Here is a 16,893-nt window from a genome sequence, read left to right as displayed (position 1 = left end):
CAATGAAATCACTACTGAGGTATTTTAAATCTTATCGAAAGGAAGCAATCCTAGCTCCGCTCTTCAAACTGCTGGAAGCTTGTTTTGAGTTGATTGTACCACTCATCATTGCGCTTATTATCGACAAGATTATTCCACATGGCAACCAAGGAAACTTGGTTGCTATGATTTTATGTTTGGTTGCTTTAGCAATTATCGGGATTATTGTTTCTTTGATAGCTCAGTTTTATGCAGCTAAGGCAGCGGTTGGTTTTACAAAGGACTTGACTCAAGATCTCTATCAAAAAGTTTTATCACTTCCGAAATCTTCCAGAGACCAGTTATCTTCTTCTAGTCTTTTTACACGTTTGACCAGTGACACTCTGCAAATTCAGTCAGGTATCAATATCTTTCTTCGACTCTTTCTAAGAGCGCCAATTGTCGTCTTTGGATCTCTTATTATGGCAGTCATTATTAGCCCTAGACTTGCCCTTAATTTTTTGTTCATGATTATCCTACTTTTTGTAGTAGTAGCCTTTATAAGTTGGGTAACCAGCCGTTATTACCAAAGGATTCGCAAACAGCTGGACAATCTAGTAGGACAAGTCCGTGAAACGGTAACAGGTATTCGAGTTATTCGGGCTTTTGGGCAAAAACTGCGTGAAATACAGGTCTTTGAACAGCTCAATCGTGTCTATTTAGGACAGCTAGTTAAGGCAGGGATTTGGTCATCAAGTTTGACTCCTCTGACTTATCTGATTGTAAATGGAACGCTGATTATATTGATTTGGCAGGGAAATATCGCGATTACAAACAATCTGCTAGAGCAGGGAATGCTAGTAGCACTGATTAACTACCTCCTTCAAATCTTGGTAGAATTGGTCAAAATGGTTATGGTTATTTCCAGCCTCAATCAAAGCTTGATTGCTGCCAAGCGTGTTCAAGAAATTTTTGACCAAGAGTCAGAAGATGTGCTAGCTCCTCTAGCAAGTTACTACCAAACAGACCAAGTCAATCGTGTGTTATCTGTTGAAAACCTGACCTTTACCTATCCGCAGGCTGCCCATGCAGCTTTGATAGACCTGAATTTCCAACTAGAAAAAGGACAATTTATGGGGATTATTGGTGGAACTGGGTCTGGTAAATCTACCTTGATTGATCTCCTTTTGAAATTCTATCCTTTACCAGAAGACCAAGTGCGTTTGTACCAAGATGGGCAAAATCCACATAGTCTAGCTGACTGGCGTAATATGTTTGCACTTGTTCCTCAACAGGCACAGTTGTTTTCTGGGACGGTTCGTTCGAATTTGTTGATGGGAGCTATTTATACCGATGAGGAACTATGGCGGGCATTGGAACTTGCACAGGCCAAGGATTTTCTGCTAGAGAAAGATGGTTTAGATACAGAGGTAGAAGCTTTCGGTCGTAATTTTTCTGGTGGACAACGGCAACGACTTACTATTGCTAGAGCATTAGTTCAAAAGGCACCGATTTTGGTGTTGGATGATGCGACTTCCGCTTTAGACTACTTGACAGAAAGTCGGTTATTTGCTGGTATTCGGAAGGCGTTACCAAGTCAAACTATGATTGTTATTTCACAGCGAACCAACAGTTTGAAAACTGCGGATCAGATTCTTGTGCTGGACAAAGGACAACAGGTAGGCCTTGGTCACCATGGTGACTTGCTAGCAAGCTCTGCTATTTACCGTGAAATTGATCAATCCCAGCATGGTCAGGAGGTGGAAGCATGAGAAGAAGTACATTCAACTCTCTCATTTCCTTGTTAGTAGGCAAACCGTTATCTTTGCTTTGCCTGGTTTTGGGAACAGTTCTTCAAGTCTTACTGACAGTTTACCTGCCCATCCTAATGGGACGTGCCTTGGACTTGATAATTGCTGGAGATGGCTCAGCCTTAGTGGCTGTTCTGTTACAGATGGCACTTGTTGTAGCGGGGAATGGTTTGGTCCAGTGGTATCTTCCTCTGATGACCAATCGCTTGATTTATGGGCTCATGGCAGATTTGCGTCAGAAAGTGTATGATAAGATACAAAACTTGCCATTATCCTATCTGGATAGACAATCGGTTGGAGATTTGGTCGCACGAATTTCCACAGATAGCGAGCAGTTAACCAATGGCTTGCTCATGTTTTTCAACCAATTTTTTGTTGGAATCTTGACTATTTTGCTGACTATTGTGACCATGGCACGTTTGGATTGGCTAATGATGCTGGTTGTGGTTGCATTGACACCGATTAGTCTTTTTGTCGCTCGTTATATTGCCAAGAAAAGCTATCACTATTATCAGCAACAGACCGCAGCTCGTGGGGCCCAAAGTCGCTTTTTGGAAGAGTCTATTAGCCAGCTCAGTCTTGTTCAGGTTTTCAATGCTCAAAGTCAGTTCCAGAGGGATTTCATCAAAGCCAATGCTACCTATGCAGATTATTCGCAGGCGGCGATTTTCGCTTCATCAACCATAAATCCTAGCACGCGCTTTATCAATGCCATCATTTATGCTATTTTAGCAGGATTGGGTGCTTTACGAATCATGGCAGGATCCTTCACTGTGGGTGAGCTGACGACCTTCCTTAACTATGCCAGCCAATATACCAAGCCCTTTAATGATATTTCTTCAGTCTTGTCAGAATTGCAGAGCGCCTTAGCTTGCGCAGAAAGACTATTTGCTATTCTTGACCAGCCAGAAAGTGAAGCTGATGGGCAGAGCCTAGAAATTAGTGATGTTCAGGGGCGGATTGCTTTCCAAGAGGTTGATTTTGCCTACGACCCCACCAAGCCTCTCATTCAAAATCTGAACCTGTCCGTACCAGCTGGTGCTAAAGTTGCTATTGTTGGACCAACTGGAGCTGGAAAGTCAACATTGATTAACCTGCTCATGCGATTTTATGAAGTTGATAAGGGACAGATATTACTTGATGGTCAACCCATTACGGACTTCAGTCGAGAAGAGCTCCGACGACAGATTGGCATGGTCTTGCAGGAAACTTGGATTAAATCGGCCAGCATTCATGAAAACATTGCCTACGGTTATCCAAATGCGACTCGTGAATTGGTGATGGAAGCAGCACAGGCAGCTAATGCAGACTTTTTTATCCGTCAATTACCAGATGGCTACGATACGATTCTGACGGACGGTGGCGCCTCCCTTTCTCAGGGACAAAGACAACTATTGGCTATCGCTAGAGTATTTGTAAAAATTCCTAAAATATTAATACTGGATGAAGCAACCTCTTCTATTGATACACGGACGGAAATTTTGGTTCAAGAAGCATTTGCAAAACTGATGCAAGGACGAACCAGCTTTATCATTGCCCATCGTTTATCAACAATCCAGTCTGCCGACATCATTCTGGTCATGGTAGATGGAAAAATTGTAGAGCAGGGCAATCATGGTCAGCTGATGAAAGCTAAAGGAGTCTATTATACTATGCAGAAAAGTCAAGGGAGTATCAATGACTGATTTACGAAATGAACTAAAAAAATTTAATTTACAACCGATTCAGGTGTTGGATGAATATGATATTAGGAAAGCTCAACCGGGTCAGGTGACTATGGAAGTTCAGGTAAAAGAGAACTCCCTCAATCCCTATCAAATGGCCCATGGTGGTTACTTGTTTACCTTAGCGGACTCTGTCGCAGGATTGACAGTCTATTCGCTGGGCTATTTTTCCGTCACCTTGCAATCCAATATCAATTATTTGAAAGCGGCTAAGGAAGGCGATCGTTTGACCATTACTGGAGATTGTCTGCATGATGGACGAACTACCAAATTAATCGACGTCCTCATTCAAAATCAAAATGGAGAACTGGTTGCTAAATCGAGTTTTACCATGTTTGTTACCAAGGGGGTCGGGAGTTAGTAGAGGCTAACTCCCTCTTTTTTTGTTATACTAGGATTATGTTAGATTTGAAAAAATATGGAATTATCATGTGGGAGGAGGAGAAAATAAAAGCCTTCCGCAAGGCGCTCTTAGACTGGTATGATGCTTATAAACGTGACCTACCTTGGCGTCGCACACGCGACCCTTATGCTATCTGGGTTTCTGAGATTATGTTGCAACAAACGCGCGTAGATACCGTTATGCCTTATTATGAACGTTTTTTACATCACCTGCCGACCATTCGTGACTTGGCGGAGGCAGAAGAAGAGGTTATTCTGAAACTTTGGGAAGGCTTGGGCTACTATTCTCGTGTCCGCAATATGCAAAAAGCAGCACAGGAAATGGTAGAGAAGTATGATGGTCAGTTTCCAAAGACCTATGCTGAAATTGCCAGTCTAAAAGGAATTGGACCCTACACTGCGGGTGCCATTGCCAGCATTGCCTTTGACCTGCCTGAGCCAGCTGTGGATGGGAATGTCATGCGGGTCTTGAGCAGGCTTTTTGAGGTCAATTATGATATTGGAGTGCCAGCCAATCGCAAGATTTTCCAAGCCATGATGGAAATCCTCATTGATCTTGATAGACCTGGGGATTTCAACCAAGCACTCATGGATTTGGGCTCAGACATTGAAGCCCCTGTCAACCCACGACCAGAAGAGAGCCCTGTCAAAGCCTTTAGTGCAGCCTACCTCAACGGAACTATGGATAAGTATCCTATCAAGGCACCCAAGAAAAAGCCTGTTCCCGTAGCTTACCAAGGCATGATTATCCGCAATCAGAAAAATGAATTTCTCTTAGAAAAAAATCAAACTAGCCAGTTATTAGCAGGATTTTGGTCCTTTCCACTTTTGGAAAAAGGAGTAGTTCTTGACAAACAAGTTTCCCTCTTCGAAGTTGCAGAAGAGCCTGTTCAGCCAGATACAAGGCAGAGCTTTACAGACCAGTATGGGCTATCAGTTGATTGGCAGGATGAAGAATTTTCCCCCGTACAACACATATTCAGCCACCGCAAATGGCAGATTGACTTGACAGAAGGTATCGCCATCGCAAGCAGCCTCCCTACAGACCGTGAACTCAAATGGGTTGCAGTATCCGATTTTCATTCTTATCCCTTTGCCAAACCACAACAAAAAATGTGGGAGGCTTATGTTGCTCGAAAAAATAATTTAGAAAAGTAGCACCCAGAATGACTCGACACCATAAAGTTAGACTTTTTGTCTTACTTTTTTAGAGTAGTATAAAATTTTTAGAGTTTTAAAATGTAATAAAAAAATCTAGAAATTTGCCCACAAATAGTTGAAAGCGTTTTATAAAAAGTGTATAATAAGAGGGAAGATAAGAGATAACCTTATAATATAGTAAATTTATATTAGTCTTCTCTAAGTTTTTGTAGAAAGGAGTTTAGTTAGAGAAGAAGGCAAACTAGTTTTACTGATTCCAGTATTTTTATGGCGGAGGCTACGTAGTAGTTTAGAGATTGGAAAGTTGGCGAAGGTAATATTACCCTAGGTAAAGCCTGATAATCTCGTGACTATAGAAATAAGGGAATTAGAGGGAAAAGTTCATCATCCGTATTCCAAAAACAAATATTTTGTTTATATTTATTTTCGTTATTCGTTCGTTATTAGCCTACTGCCCTAGTTATGACAACTTTGGCTACTTTGATAACACAACTCGTGAAACATGAAAATCGAATGATACACCCCAATTAAAGTTTGGTGAGTGGATGTTTAGTTAGTCCACTCAATGATTTTCATTGATAATGAAGCAATCTCCACAAATTACGGAATATTGAGAAGCTAGGGCGGTTTATTATTAAAAGATTAATCTTATTGTCACACTAAGCACTTCATTTGATGGACTTTTCCCGTTATTTGTATTCTAAACAGCCTAAGGGCTGTTTTTTTACGATAAAAAACCAGTCTATTCGACTGGTTAGTAGTTGACTGATTATCCAACAAATTCGTTGATTTCTGCTTCGATATTGGCGATTTTTTCTTCCGCTTCAGCAAGGGTTTCACCAACTGTTGCGATGTAGAATTTGATTTTAGGTTCTGTTCCTGAAGGACGAACGGCAAACCAAGAATCATCTGCCAAGGTGTATTTCAAGACATCTGATGGAGGAGTAGTGAGTTTCTCTATATTACCATCTTTGTCAGTTTTCGTTTGAAGGGCAAAGTCCTCAAAGACTGCGATGTCAGTTGCGTTAAATTGTGCTGGTGAGTTATCACGGAATTTGGCCATGATTGCCTTGATTTGTTCTGCACCGTCTTTACCAGAAAGGGTAACAGAGATTGTTTTCTCAGCGAAGTAGCCATATTCTTTGAAGATTTCATCGATACCGTCAGCCAAGGTCATGCCACGTGAACGGTAGTAGGCAGCAATTTCAGCAACCATAAGCACAGCTTGGATAGCATCCTTGTCACGCACGAATGGCTTAATCAAGTAGCCAAAGCTTTCTTCGAAACCAAACATGTAAGTATGGTTGTGTTTTTCTTCGAACTCTTGAATTTTTTCAGCGATGAATTTGAAACCTGTCAAGACGTTGAACATGGTTGCACCGTAGCTTTCAGCAATCTTGGTTACCAACTCAGTTGAAACGATTGACTTAGCAAGGGCAGCATTTGCAGGAAGTGTGCCAGCTTGCTTGTGGGCTTCAAGGATGTACTTAGCAATGATAGCGCCGATTTGGTTACCAGAGAGGTTCCAGTATGAACCGTCAGCTTGACGAACTTCAACACCAACACGGTCTGCATCTGGGTCAGTTGCAAGAAGGACATCCGCACCGACTTCACGGCCGAGCTCTTCTGCAAGGGCAAATGCAGCTTGGCTTTCTGGGTTTGGAGAAGCGACTGTTGAGAAGTCAGGGTCAGCAGTTGCTTGTGCTTCAACAACTTGGACAGATTCAAAACCAGCCTGTGCAAGGGCACGACGAGCCAACATTTCACCAGTACCATGAAGCGGTGTGTAGACAATCTTCATGTCTTTACCGTATTCAGCAATCAATTCAGAGTTGATGTTGAGGTCTTTGAGTTCTTCAAGATATTTAACGTCAGTTTCTTCGCCAAGAACCGTAATCAAACCATTTTCCTTACTTGCTTCAAGGTCAGCCAATTCAACTGCAAATGGATTGTCGATGGCACGGATGAAGTTGGTCAATGCATCTGCATCAGCTGGTGGCATTTGTCCTCCGTCTTCACCGTAAACCTTGTAGCCGTTGAATTCTTTCGGGTTGTGGCTGGCAGTCACCATGATACCCGCGATGGCATTGTAATGACGAACAGCAAATGACAACTCAGGAGTTGGGCGAAGGCTTTCAAATACATAAGATTTGATACCATGCGCTGCCAAAACTTGAGCGGATTCAAAGGCAAATTCTGGAGAGAAGTGACGTGAGTCGTAAGCGATGGCAACACCACGTTTTTTAGCTTCCTCACCCTTTGATTCTACCAATTTTGCCAAACCTTCGGTAGCTTGACGAACCACAAAAACGTTGATACGGTTCGTACCAGCACCGATGTAGCCACGCATACCAGCTGTACCAAACTCAAGGTTTGTATAGAAGGCATCTTCTTTGTTTTTTTCATCCATTGCGACTAATTCTTCACGCAAATAGTCTGGAAGTCCTGCAAAGTCGAGCCATGTTTGATAGGTTTCTTGATAAGTCATCGCATATCTCCTTAAAATTTTTTCTATTAAACGCTTTCATTATACCATGTTTGAAAAGAAAAATCACGCTTTCACATGATTTTCTGATATTTATTTTTTTACTTTCTGTAAAGCGGGGACAATTGCAAGGGTTAGAATGGTAGCAATGACCATTTCAGCAATAGAATTGACAGAAACAATTGCCGCCAAGACAGCTTTAATATCTCCTTTGAAGACGCCACCGAAGAAGAAGTAAATACCTGAGAGAACAAAAATAGTATTGGTCAAGGTTCCGCTTAATCCAGCTAGTGCTAGACCGAATTTATTTTGCCAGACTTTATAGACAAAATAAGGAATAACTCCAATTAAAATGCGTGGCACAAGAGCGATAAGAACGGAGTAGATATTTCCGTTTTCAACAAAGGGAGAGAAGACATAGCTCATCGGAGAAAATAAAATTGTATTTCGGATGATGCTCATAATCCCCATAAAGCCACCTAATTGAGCCCCAATTTTAGGTCCATACATGATACTTGCGATAATGACAGGAATATGGGTAATGGTTGGTTTAACAGGGAGGACGAAGGCTGCGAAAATCGCTTGACTGATGGATTCAATTACCACCATGACTGCAATAAAAATAGCAAGTGTTGCAACTTGGTTGGATTTTTTAGTATTCATTCAGAATAGAACTCACTTTCTCTACTATAATATCAATTTGAGCTAGGGCACCTGTTCCAAAATCACCACAGGCAAGAAGGGCTTCACGTGGTTTGATTTCTCCAAAACCATACTCTGCCAAGGTTTGAAGATTTTTCTGAGTGGCTGGATTTAGGTACATATTGGTATTCATTGCGGGAGCAATCAGTTTTTTTGTTCCAATTGGTAGGGCTAGGGCAGTTGCTGTGACCATATTATCCGCCATACCATGAGCTAGTTTTGCAATGGTATTGGCAGAGGCAGGTGCAACGATGAATAAGTCTGTTGCCTTGGCGATGTCAATGTGCTTGATGGAACTTGGATTTTCTTCATTCATGACATCTGTGTGTACCAGATTTTTTGATAGGGCTTGGAATGTCAAAGGAGTGATAAAGTCCATAGCAGAACGACTCATAAGGACAGTAACCTCATGTCCTAGCTTGGTTAATTGACTGGTTAAGTCTGCCGCTTTGTAGGCTGAGATTGAGCCAGTAACTGCAAGAGTGATATTAGCCATTCTGTTTTCCTCTTTCTAGGGTATTTAAAATAAGCTGGGCAATTTCATCTTTTGTCTGTGCTTGAACTTCAGTGCTTGTATCGACTAGGTAGGCGATATGTTGTTTCCCCTTGATGTCTCTTAAGTCATTAGCTACAATGTAGTCAGCACCATTTCGTTCAATACTTTGCCGAGCAACTGCAAACAATTCTTCCTTAGGCACATCAACTAGCAGCTTGAAGCCGATGAGTTGGATAGATGGGTTCCATTTCTTAACATAGGAAATCACCTTAGGAGTCTTTTTCAAGAAAAGCACTTGGTAATCAGCCTTGGATGAAATCTTACTCTCTGTATTCTGTTTTTTTAGCAGGCTAGAAATGTCTTCTGTTTCTCTTAATTCATCTAAACCAGTCATATAGACAGGTGTATAATCTGATACAGCCATGCTATGGATGAGAGCATGGTGGGTCTTGACTAGTGGTTCTAATGTGGATTTTAGGCTATTAACATCGGTGATTTGAATGACCGTCAATTTATCATGAGAAGTTGGTTTAACAGCCTGTTTTGTAGTTAAAAGGGTAACTTCATGACCACGTTTCAAAGCCTGTTCGGCAATGATTTTTCCAAGATGTCCTGAAGCATGGTTTGTAATAGCGCGGACTTGATCGATGGCTTCGCTTGTGCCACCAGATGTAATCAATAGTTTCATGTACATATTTTACTAGAATTTCCATTTTTCGTAAAGTTTCTGAGAAGGTGTTTTCCAAAAGATTGTTAATTTACAGTAATTTTATACCTTACATTCAGTAAAAATGAGATTATTGTAGAAAAAATCCGTACGTTATATCTTAAAAATAGAAATAATATGCGAAAATACTTTCTGATATGGTATAATGTTTATGAAAAGTAAGGAAAAGGAGCTCTCATGAAAACAGATATTGAAATTGCACAAAGTGTCGAATTAAAACCTATTACAGAAATCGTTGAAAAAGTCGGTATCAGCTTTGATGATATTGAACTCTATGGGAAATACAAGGCAAAATTATCTTTTGAAAAGATCAATGCAGTGAAAGACAATGAACCAGGTAAACTAATTTTGGTGACTGCTATCAACCCAACACCAGCTGGTGAAGGCAAGTCAACCATTACCATCGGTTTGGCAGATGCATTGTCTAAAATCGGTAAGAAAACTATGATTGCCCTTCGTGAGCCTTCTTTGGGACCTGTCATGGGGATCAAAGGTGGAGCTGCAGGTGGTGGCTATGCTCAGGTCTTGCCAATGGAAGACATCAATTTGCATTTTACAGGTGACATGCATGCCATTACCACAGCTAACAACGCCCTTTCAGCCTTGATTGATAACCATATCCACCAAGGAAATGCGATTGGGATTGATCAACGTCGCATCATCTGGAAACGTGTTGTGGACCTCAACGATCGTGCCCTTCGTAAGGTGACTGTTGGCTTGGGTGGTCCGCTCAATGGTATTCCTCGTGAAGATGGTTTTGATATCACGGTCGCTTCTGAAATCATGGCGATTTTGTGTTTGGCGACAGATATCAATGATTTGAAAGAGCGTTTGGCCAATATCGTTATCGGTTATCGTTTCGACCGCAGCCCTGTCTATGTGCGTGATTTGGCGGTGGAAGGTGCTTTGACCCTCATTTTGAAGGATGCTATCAAACCAAACCTTGTCCAAACCATCTATGGCACGCCAGCTTTTGTCCATGGCGGTCCATTTGCGAATATTGCTCATGGCTGCAACTCAGTCCTTGCAACTACAACAGCTCTGCGATTGGCCGACTATACTGTCACAGAAGCAGGTTTCGGGGCTGATCTTGGAGCAGAGAAGTTCCTAGATATTAAGGTGCCAAACTTACCAAAAGCACCAGATGCAGTAGTGATTGTAGCGACCCTTCGTGCTTTGAAAATGCATGGTGGTGTAGTCAAGACAGAACTTTCTACTGAAAATGTAGAAGCTGTGAAGGCTGGTTTTGCCAACTTGAAACGCCACGTTGAAAATATCAACAAATATGGTATTCCAGCAGTCGTTGCTATCAATGAATTTGTATCAGATACTGCTGATGAAATCGCTGCTTTGAAAGAACTTTGTGCGGAAATTGGAGTGCCAGTTGAATTGGCAAGTGTTTGGGCAAATGGTGCTGATGGTGGTGTGGAACTAGCTGAAACGGTTGTTGCTACCATTGAAAACCAAGAGGCTAACTACCAACGTCTTTACAAAGAAGAAGATAGCTTAGAAGAAAAAGTGACCAAGATTGTGACACAAATCTATGGTGGCAATGGAGTAGTTTTCGAGAAGAAAGCGCGTAACCAGTTAGCTGAGTTTGCCAAGAACGGTTGGGATAAACTACCAGTTTGTATGGCCAAGACCCAATACAGCTTCTCAGATGATCAGTTTGCCCTTGGTGCACCAACAGACTTTGACATTACAGTCCGTGAATTTGTACCAAAATTAGGTGCTGGTTTCATCGTTGCCTTAACAGGTGATGTCATGACCATGCCAGGCCTTCCAAAAGCACCTGCTGCTCTTAATATGGACGTAGCAGAAGATGGAACTGCAGTTGGCTTGTTCTAAATAGAAAGTAAAAATCCACTCATTTGAGTGGATTTTTGTGTTTATTCAGGCAATTGATCAACTGTCCGATATGCTAAAAGTCCTAATAGGATACTAGCCATCGGAAGTAGCGTTGTCATAAGGCCAGTGTTCAAAGGTGAATTAAAGAAGAAATGCAAACCGATACTTGCTGTCATCCACAATACTCCTTGGGTTTTTGACATAGTGGTTTGTTTGGAAAATAGTGCTACCATACCAACGGAAAATAGTAAGGTAAATACCCAGTGAGTCCAGCCAGCTTGTCCAACTCGACCGATAATGGTTTCGAAGCCGTCTAGTTTTCCCATAAACATATCACGGAAGGTGAACATGATGTCTTCAACGATTTGGAAACCTAGTCCCGCAATGATACCACTGACCAAGGCATGTTTTAGCGTCATTTTTCGGCAAATGAACAGTACCAGCAATACTACCAAACCTTTACCGACTTCTTCAGCAAATGGAGCTGAAACCGCCGCTCCCCAGTCATAGCGAAAATCATCGCTAACCTTTACAATCTCAAGTAAAAAATAGCCTATTGCCATGTGACCGTAATCTGAAAACGCAATGCCAGCAGTCAGACCTAACATCCAACTCAAATTACTGACTTTTTTGGAAATAGCATAGCGTTTCTCTAAGAGACGGATGAATAAAAGCAAGGGAATGATATAGAGTGCAGCCAATGAAATGGTCAGTAAAAACAAGGGATATTTGCTTTCCATGCCATTTGGTTTTGCCAATTCTTCAAAAATGATTTGGCAGCCCTTTACAAAGCCAAAGGTGGCTAGAAGAACAGGGAGGTAGGTTTTACACGTTTGAAATATCTTTTTCATCATTACTCCTTTTTGTATTAATAAACTAGTTCACGAGTACATTGTAACAAAGAAAAAATATTTTGTCTATCATTTATCGGTTTTTTCCGAACTATTTTTGTATTTTTTACAATCAAACACACGTGATGTAGCAGAATTCTGCCAAATATTTTCTTTTTTGATAGACTAGGGTTGAATAATCAAAAGGAGTATTTTATGGAACAGTTTGATGTATTAGTAATTGGTTTTGGTAAGGCTGGTAAGACCTTGGCTGGTAAGTTGGCTGCACTTGGTAAAAAAGTTGCCTTGGTCGAGGAAAATCCTGCCATGTTTGGTGGCACCTGTATCAATATCGGTTGTATTCCAACTAAAACACTGTTGATTGCGGCGGATAAGAACTGGACTTTTGAACAGGTCATGGAACAAAAAGAAACTGTAACAACTCGACTTCGTAACAAAAACGAAGCGGTGTTAAAAGGTAGTGGTGCTAGCCTTTATCAAGGACACGCACGTTTTATAGCTGACAAGATTGTAGAAGTATCAGCTGGTGAAGAATCCATTCAACTGACTGCGGAAATCATTGTCATCAATACAGGTGCCAAGTCTCGTGTCCTTCCAATTCCTGGTTTGTTGGATACGCCACACGTTTATGACAGTACAGGTATTCAGAATTTGGAAGCTCGTCCTGACAAGTTGGCCATTATCGGTGGTGGCAATATTGGATTGGAATTTGCTGGGCTTTATAGCAAACTCGGCAGTCAGGTGACCGTGTATGAAGCCGGCTCTGCTATTTTATCAAGAGAAGAGGAAGTGGTCGCTAAACTAGCCAAGGAGTATATGGAAGAAGCTGGCGTGACCTTTGTTTTGGATGCTAATATTGAACAGGTAGCTGCAGAAGAGGAGCAAGTTGCAGTAACGGTCAATGGTCAAGTTTCTGTCTTTGACGCAGTCCTCTATGCGACAGGTCGTGTGCCAAACACTGCTGACTTGGGCTTGGAAAATACGGCGATTGAGCTTTTGGAAAATGGTGCTGTTAAGGTGGATGACTACTGTGAAACCACTGTTCCAGGTGTCTACGCAGTTGGCGATGTCAATGGCGGACCGCAATTCACTTATACATCGCTAGACGACTTCCGTATTGTATTTGGTAAGTTGACTGGATCTGGTACTTATAACTTGAGCCAACGAAAGTCTGTTCCGACCAGCGTCTTTATCACGCCTGTGCTGTCACGTGTCGGTCTGACGGAGAAGGAGGCTAAGGAAGCAGGTTACGACTACACTGCCAATGAACTACCTGTTGCCAATATGCCACGTGCCCATGTCAATAATGACCTCAAGGGCATTTTCAAGGTTATCGTGGACAAGGAAAGTAAGTTAGTTCTAGGTGCGACACTCTTTGGTCGCAATTCAGAAGAGCTGATTAACCTGATTGCCATGGCTATTGACAACAATATTCCATATACCTACTTCAAAACACAAATTTTCACGCATCCGACTATGGCTGAGAATTTGAATGATGTCTTTAATTTTTAATAGTTTAGGGAGGGAAGCCTATTCAATTAGTTGCGGCTGCCTTTCCTAGACTAGTATCAAGATCATCGAGTGATATGACCGTCCGAAAGGGCGGTTTTTTGCCGGAAAGCACTTGCAAATATGGTATAATAAAAGATAAGAATATTCGAGGAGAGTCTGTATGAGAAAGAAGGAACACAATGAGTTTACAAGAGTTCAGTTGCCAGCAGCCTTGCATATGACGCGACTTGGCTACAACTATCTTTCGTCAACAAGTAAGGAAGTAAGGGAACGGGATGCGGAAACCAATATCCTTGTTTCCATTTTTAAGCAGCAGTTCCTAAAGTTTAATAATTATGCCAGTGAAGCTGACTTTGAAAGGGAATTTGAGAATATCCGCTTAGAACTAGAACAAGAGGATATCGGGCGGAGTTTTTTCAATCGGATTCATGCAGATTCTGGCTACACCTATATCAATTGGGACAATGTAGATGCTAATACCTTTCACATTGCTCTGGAAGTAACTTGCCAAAATGGAGAAGAGGAATTCCGACCTGATATTACCGTTTTTATCAACGGCCTCCCTCTTAGTTACATCGAAGTCAAGCAACCCGATGCTATTCGTGACGGAAAAACAGGAATTCAGTCTGAAAAAGAACGCACCAAGCTTCGCTTTGAGAATAAAAAATTCAGACGTTTTAACAATCTCACTCAACTCATCGCTATTTCAGACAATCTGCCCTACGATGATAGCCAAGGTCAGCAGTTACAAGGGTCATTTTATTGTACCAATGCCTATTCTGGTACCAAATTCAACTCTTTCAAGGAAGAGCAGGAGGGCCAAGTCCAGTCCAGCCTGTCTAGCTTAACAGAGGAGATGATTGACTTGGTTCTCACAGATGTCAATCGCTTTGCCTTAAAGTCACAGGCGGAGTTTCGAACCAACTTAGACCCAGCTAGCCCATGTAACTCCTTCTTGACCTCCCTTTATCAAAGGGAACGTCTCTTTTTCATGCTTCGCTATGGTTTAGTCTATGTGGAAGAACGAGATAAAAAAGGACAGATGCAACTCCAAAAACACGCCATGCGGTATCCGCAATATTTTGCGACCAAGGCGATTGAGAGAGAGTTGGAAGCAGGGATGAAGAAGGGGGTTATCTGGCATACACAAGGTTCTGGAAAAACTGCTTTGGCCTTTTTCAATATCCGCTATTTGAGGGATTTTTATGCCCAAAAAGGAATTGTACCGCAGTTTTACTTTGTGGTAGACCGATTGGATTTAGCTGATCAGGCTTATAAGGAATTTAGCAAGCGTGGTCTGAAGGTCAAACGTATTAACAATCCGAGAGAGCTAAATCAAATCCAAGACCAATATGATGTGTCTGTTGTCAATATCCAAAAATTCAAAGAATCTTCTGATTTGACTGACCATTCAGGTTATGACTTAAATCGCCAAAATATTTACTTCATTGATGAGGCTCACCGTTCTTACAATGAAAGAGGTTCTTATCTGCCAAATCTGTATAATGCAGATAAAGAGGCTGTCAAAATCGCTCTGACAGGAACACCATTGATAGCGACAAAGGCTGACGGAAAAACCAAGGAAACAGCTGTAACGACTCGTGATATCTTTGGAGATTATATCCACAAATACTATTACAACCAATCCATTGCTGACGGTTTTACCCTGCGCCTGATGCGAGAAGATATCGAAACCTCCTATAAAGAGACCTTGCAAGTAGTGCATGAGGAGATTCAAAAGGGAACGCTGGATAAGAAAGCTATATTTGCCCACCCACGTTATGTCTCTCCAATGCTAGACTTTATTCTTGATGATTTTGGAAGAGCACGGGATATTCTTTTTAGTGACCAGTCCATTGGAGGCATGGTGGTCTGTGATTCCTCTGAACAAGCCCGAGAATTGCACAGACAGTTAGAAGAACGCAGAAAAGCAGGTCTGACATCGTTTACTTCAACCTTGATTTTACATGATGCAGGGGATAAGGAATACAAGAAAGAAGAAGTGGATAAATTCAAAGACGGTCTGACAGACTTTGTCATCGTCTACTCCATGCTCTTGACTGGTTTTGATGCACCAAGGCTGAAACGTCTTTATCTAGGACGCAAAATCAAAGCTCACAATCTCTTGCAGACCTTAACCCGTGTCAACCGTCCTTATAAAGACTATGCTTTTGGTTATGTCATTGATTTTGCGGATATTTCCAAGGAATTTGATAAGACCAATAAAGCCTATCTGGAGGAGCTCAATCGGGAATACCAGACAGCTTTGACAGAAGAAGACGGAGACAATCCTTTCGGAACTATTTTTGTATCACCGGAAGAAGTGCAAGACCAGCTGGCAAGCTCCAATCGCGTTCTGATGAACTATCCTACGGATAACTTAGAATTTTTCGGTAAAGCCATTGATGATGTCAAGGATAGGAAAGAGCTGATTGCCCTTAGAAAGTCTCTAGAGACCATCCGCCAGTACTACAATATGGCACGCCTACACGGCTATCATGAAGTCATCGAGCAGGTCAATATGGGAGAAATTGCCAGCCTTTTGAATATGTTATCTCGCCGACTATTGACCTTGAGTTTGATTGATAAACCAGATAGTTTTTCCAGCCAACAACTCTTAAATCTTGCCATGTCTGAAACTAGCTTTAGCTTTACAAAGATCAAAGAAGAGGAGTTGCGCCTTGCGGCCAATGATCTTGATGACATCCGTCGTCGTGTGGCCAGTAGTATCAATCTACGTAGGGACGAGAAAGATCCAGAGTGGGTTAGCCTATTTGAAGAGTTCCAACGCGTTCTTAACAAACACATGACACAGGAAGTTGAAGGATACAGCTTGGAACGTATCAAGGAGACCAAACAGGCCTACCAAAGCTTGTTCGACTCTGTAGAGGATTACAAATCACGGATGAATCGTTTGGCTATGAACTTTGGTGGAGATAGCATGTCAGCCCGTACTTTTAAACGAGTTACTCAATCCACCGTAGTGAGTGATTATCCAGCAATTTATCAAGTATTAAAAGGTGCCAAGCCATTGATTGACTATCAAATCGGACTCAACCAAGGAATCCTAGACAACGAAGCCTATTTGGAAGGGGAGATCAAGCGCCTAGCCCGTGAAGAAATGAAGAAAACAGAAGTAGGGAAGCAACTCAAACGAGTCGATTATGATAAGTTGATTCGTTCCCTGATGGAAGTCTATGAAGGAGAATACTAACC

Annotated in this window: 12 protein-coding genes; 7 read left to right on the top strand and 5 right to left on the bottom strand. The window is 41.7% G+C overall.

The window, feature by feature from the left end; genetic code table 11:
• Positions 1–2: 2 nt before the first annotated feature.
• Genes AC4CS8_RS05305 through mutY form a run of 4 tightly spaced genes read left to right on the top strand, consistent with a single transcriptional unit; the run spans position 3 to position 5,053 of the window.
• Positions 3–1,730: an ABC transporter ATP-binding protein gene (locus AC4CS8_RS05305; RefSeq protein ID WP_493892291.1), complete on the top strand. Its 1,728-nt coding sequence runs from the start codon at positions 3–5 to the stop codon at positions 1,728–1,730.
• The gene (locus tag AC4CS8_RS05300) at positions 1,727–3,454 is read left to right on the top strand and encodes an ABC transporter ATP-binding protein (RefSeq protein ID WP_493892290.1); all 1,728 of its coding nucleotides are present in this window, start codon (positions 1,727–1,729) and stop codon (positions 3,452–3,454) included. Before AC4CS8_RS05305 ends, AC4CS8_RS05300 begins: the two co-directional genes overlap by 4 nt.
• Positions 3,447–3,854, top strand: a complete 408-nt coding sequence (locus AC4CS8_RS05295) for a PaaI family thioesterase (RefSeq protein ID WP_493892289.1) — start codon at positions 3,447–3,449, stop codon at positions 3,852–3,854. Before AC4CS8_RS05300 ends, AC4CS8_RS05295 begins: the two co-directional genes overlap by 8 nt.
• A gap of 38 nt (positions 3,855–3,892) precedes the next feature.
• Positions 3,893–5,053: an A/G-specific adenine glycosylase gene (gene mutY / locus AC4CS8_RS05290; protein ID WP_493892288.1), complete on the top strand. Its 1,161-nt coding sequence runs from the start codon at positions 3,893–3,895 to the stop codon at positions 5,051–5,053.
• A 772-nt stretch (positions 5,054–5,825) separates the two neighbouring features.
• On the opposite strand, the gene AC4CS8_RS05285 is transcribed toward mutY, so the two are convergent.
• From AC4CS8_RS05285 to AC4CS8_RS05270, 4 genes are all read right to left on the bottom strand, one after another.
• Positions 5,826–7,544, bottom strand: coding sequence for a phospho-sugar mutase (locus AC4CS8_RS05285; protein ID WP_493892287.1), 1,719 nt, complete (start codon positions 7,542–7,544; stop codon positions 5,826–5,828).
• Positions 7,545–7,634: 90 nt separating this feature from the next.
• Positions 7,635–8,204: an ECF transporter S component gene (locus tag AC4CS8_RS05280; protein ID WP_493892286.1), complete on the bottom strand. Its 570-nt coding sequence runs from the start codon at positions 8,202–8,204 to the stop codon at positions 7,635–7,637.
• Positions 8,194–8,739 (bottom strand): phosphopantothenoylcysteine decarboxylase, encoded by a 546-nt coding sequence (gene coaC / locus AC4CS8_RS05275; protein ID WP_493892285.1) that lies wholly within the window; start codon positions 8,737–8,739, stop codon positions 8,194–8,196. The genes AC4CS8_RS05280 and coaC overlap by 11 nt, the downstream gene beginning before the upstream one ends.
• Entirely contained in the window at positions 8,732–9,427 is a 696-nt protein-coding gene (locus AC4CS8_RS05270; protein WP_493892284.1) for a phosphopantothenate--cysteine ligase, read from the bottom strand. Before AC4CS8_RS05270 ends, coaC begins: the two co-directional genes overlap by 8 nt.
• Positions 9,428–9,643: 216 nt before the next feature.
• Between AC4CS8_RS05270 and AC4CS8_RS05265 the strand changes: the two genes are divergently transcribed.
• Positions 9,644–11,314: a formate--tetrahydrofolate ligase gene (locus AC4CS8_RS05265; RefSeq protein WP_493892283.1), complete on the top strand. Its 1,671-nt coding sequence runs from the start codon at positions 9,644–9,646 to the stop codon at positions 11,312–11,314.
• A 41-nt stretch (positions 11,315–11,355) separates the two neighbouring features.
• On the opposite strand, the gene AC4CS8_RS05260 is transcribed toward AC4CS8_RS05265, so the two are convergent.
• Positions 11,356–12,165 (bottom strand): PrsW family intramembrane metalloprotease, encoded by an 810-nt coding sequence (locus AC4CS8_RS05260; RefSeq protein ID WP_493892282.1) that lies wholly within the window; start codon positions 12,163–12,165, stop codon positions 11,356–11,358.
• A 195-nt stretch (positions 12,166–12,360) separates the two neighbouring features.
• On the opposite strand from AC4CS8_RS05260, the gene AC4CS8_RS05255 reads away from it, so the two are divergent.
• Together AC4CS8_RS05255 and AC4CS8_RS05250 are read left to right on the top strand one after the other, a co-directional pair.
• Positions 12,361–13,677 carry an FAD-containing oxidoreductase gene (locus tag AC4CS8_RS05255; RefSeq protein WP_493892281.1) on the top strand — a complete coding sequence of 439 codons (1,317 nt, stop codon included), beginning with the start codon at positions 12,361–12,363 and terminating at the stop codon, positions 13,675–13,677.
• 160 nt (positions 13,678–13,837) lie between these two features.
• Entirely contained in the window at positions 13,838–16,891 is a 3,054-nt protein-coding gene (locus AC4CS8_RS05250; RefSeq protein ID WP_493892280.1) for a DEAD/DEAH box helicase family protein, read from the top strand.
• The last annotated feature ends 2 nt before the right edge of the window (positions 16,892–16,893 follow it).

This window comes from Streptococcus sp. NSSLK0004 (assembly GCF_059039125.1).
Note: the sequence above shows the minus strand (reverse complement) of the source record. Positions and strands in the feature narration are given on the sequence as shown.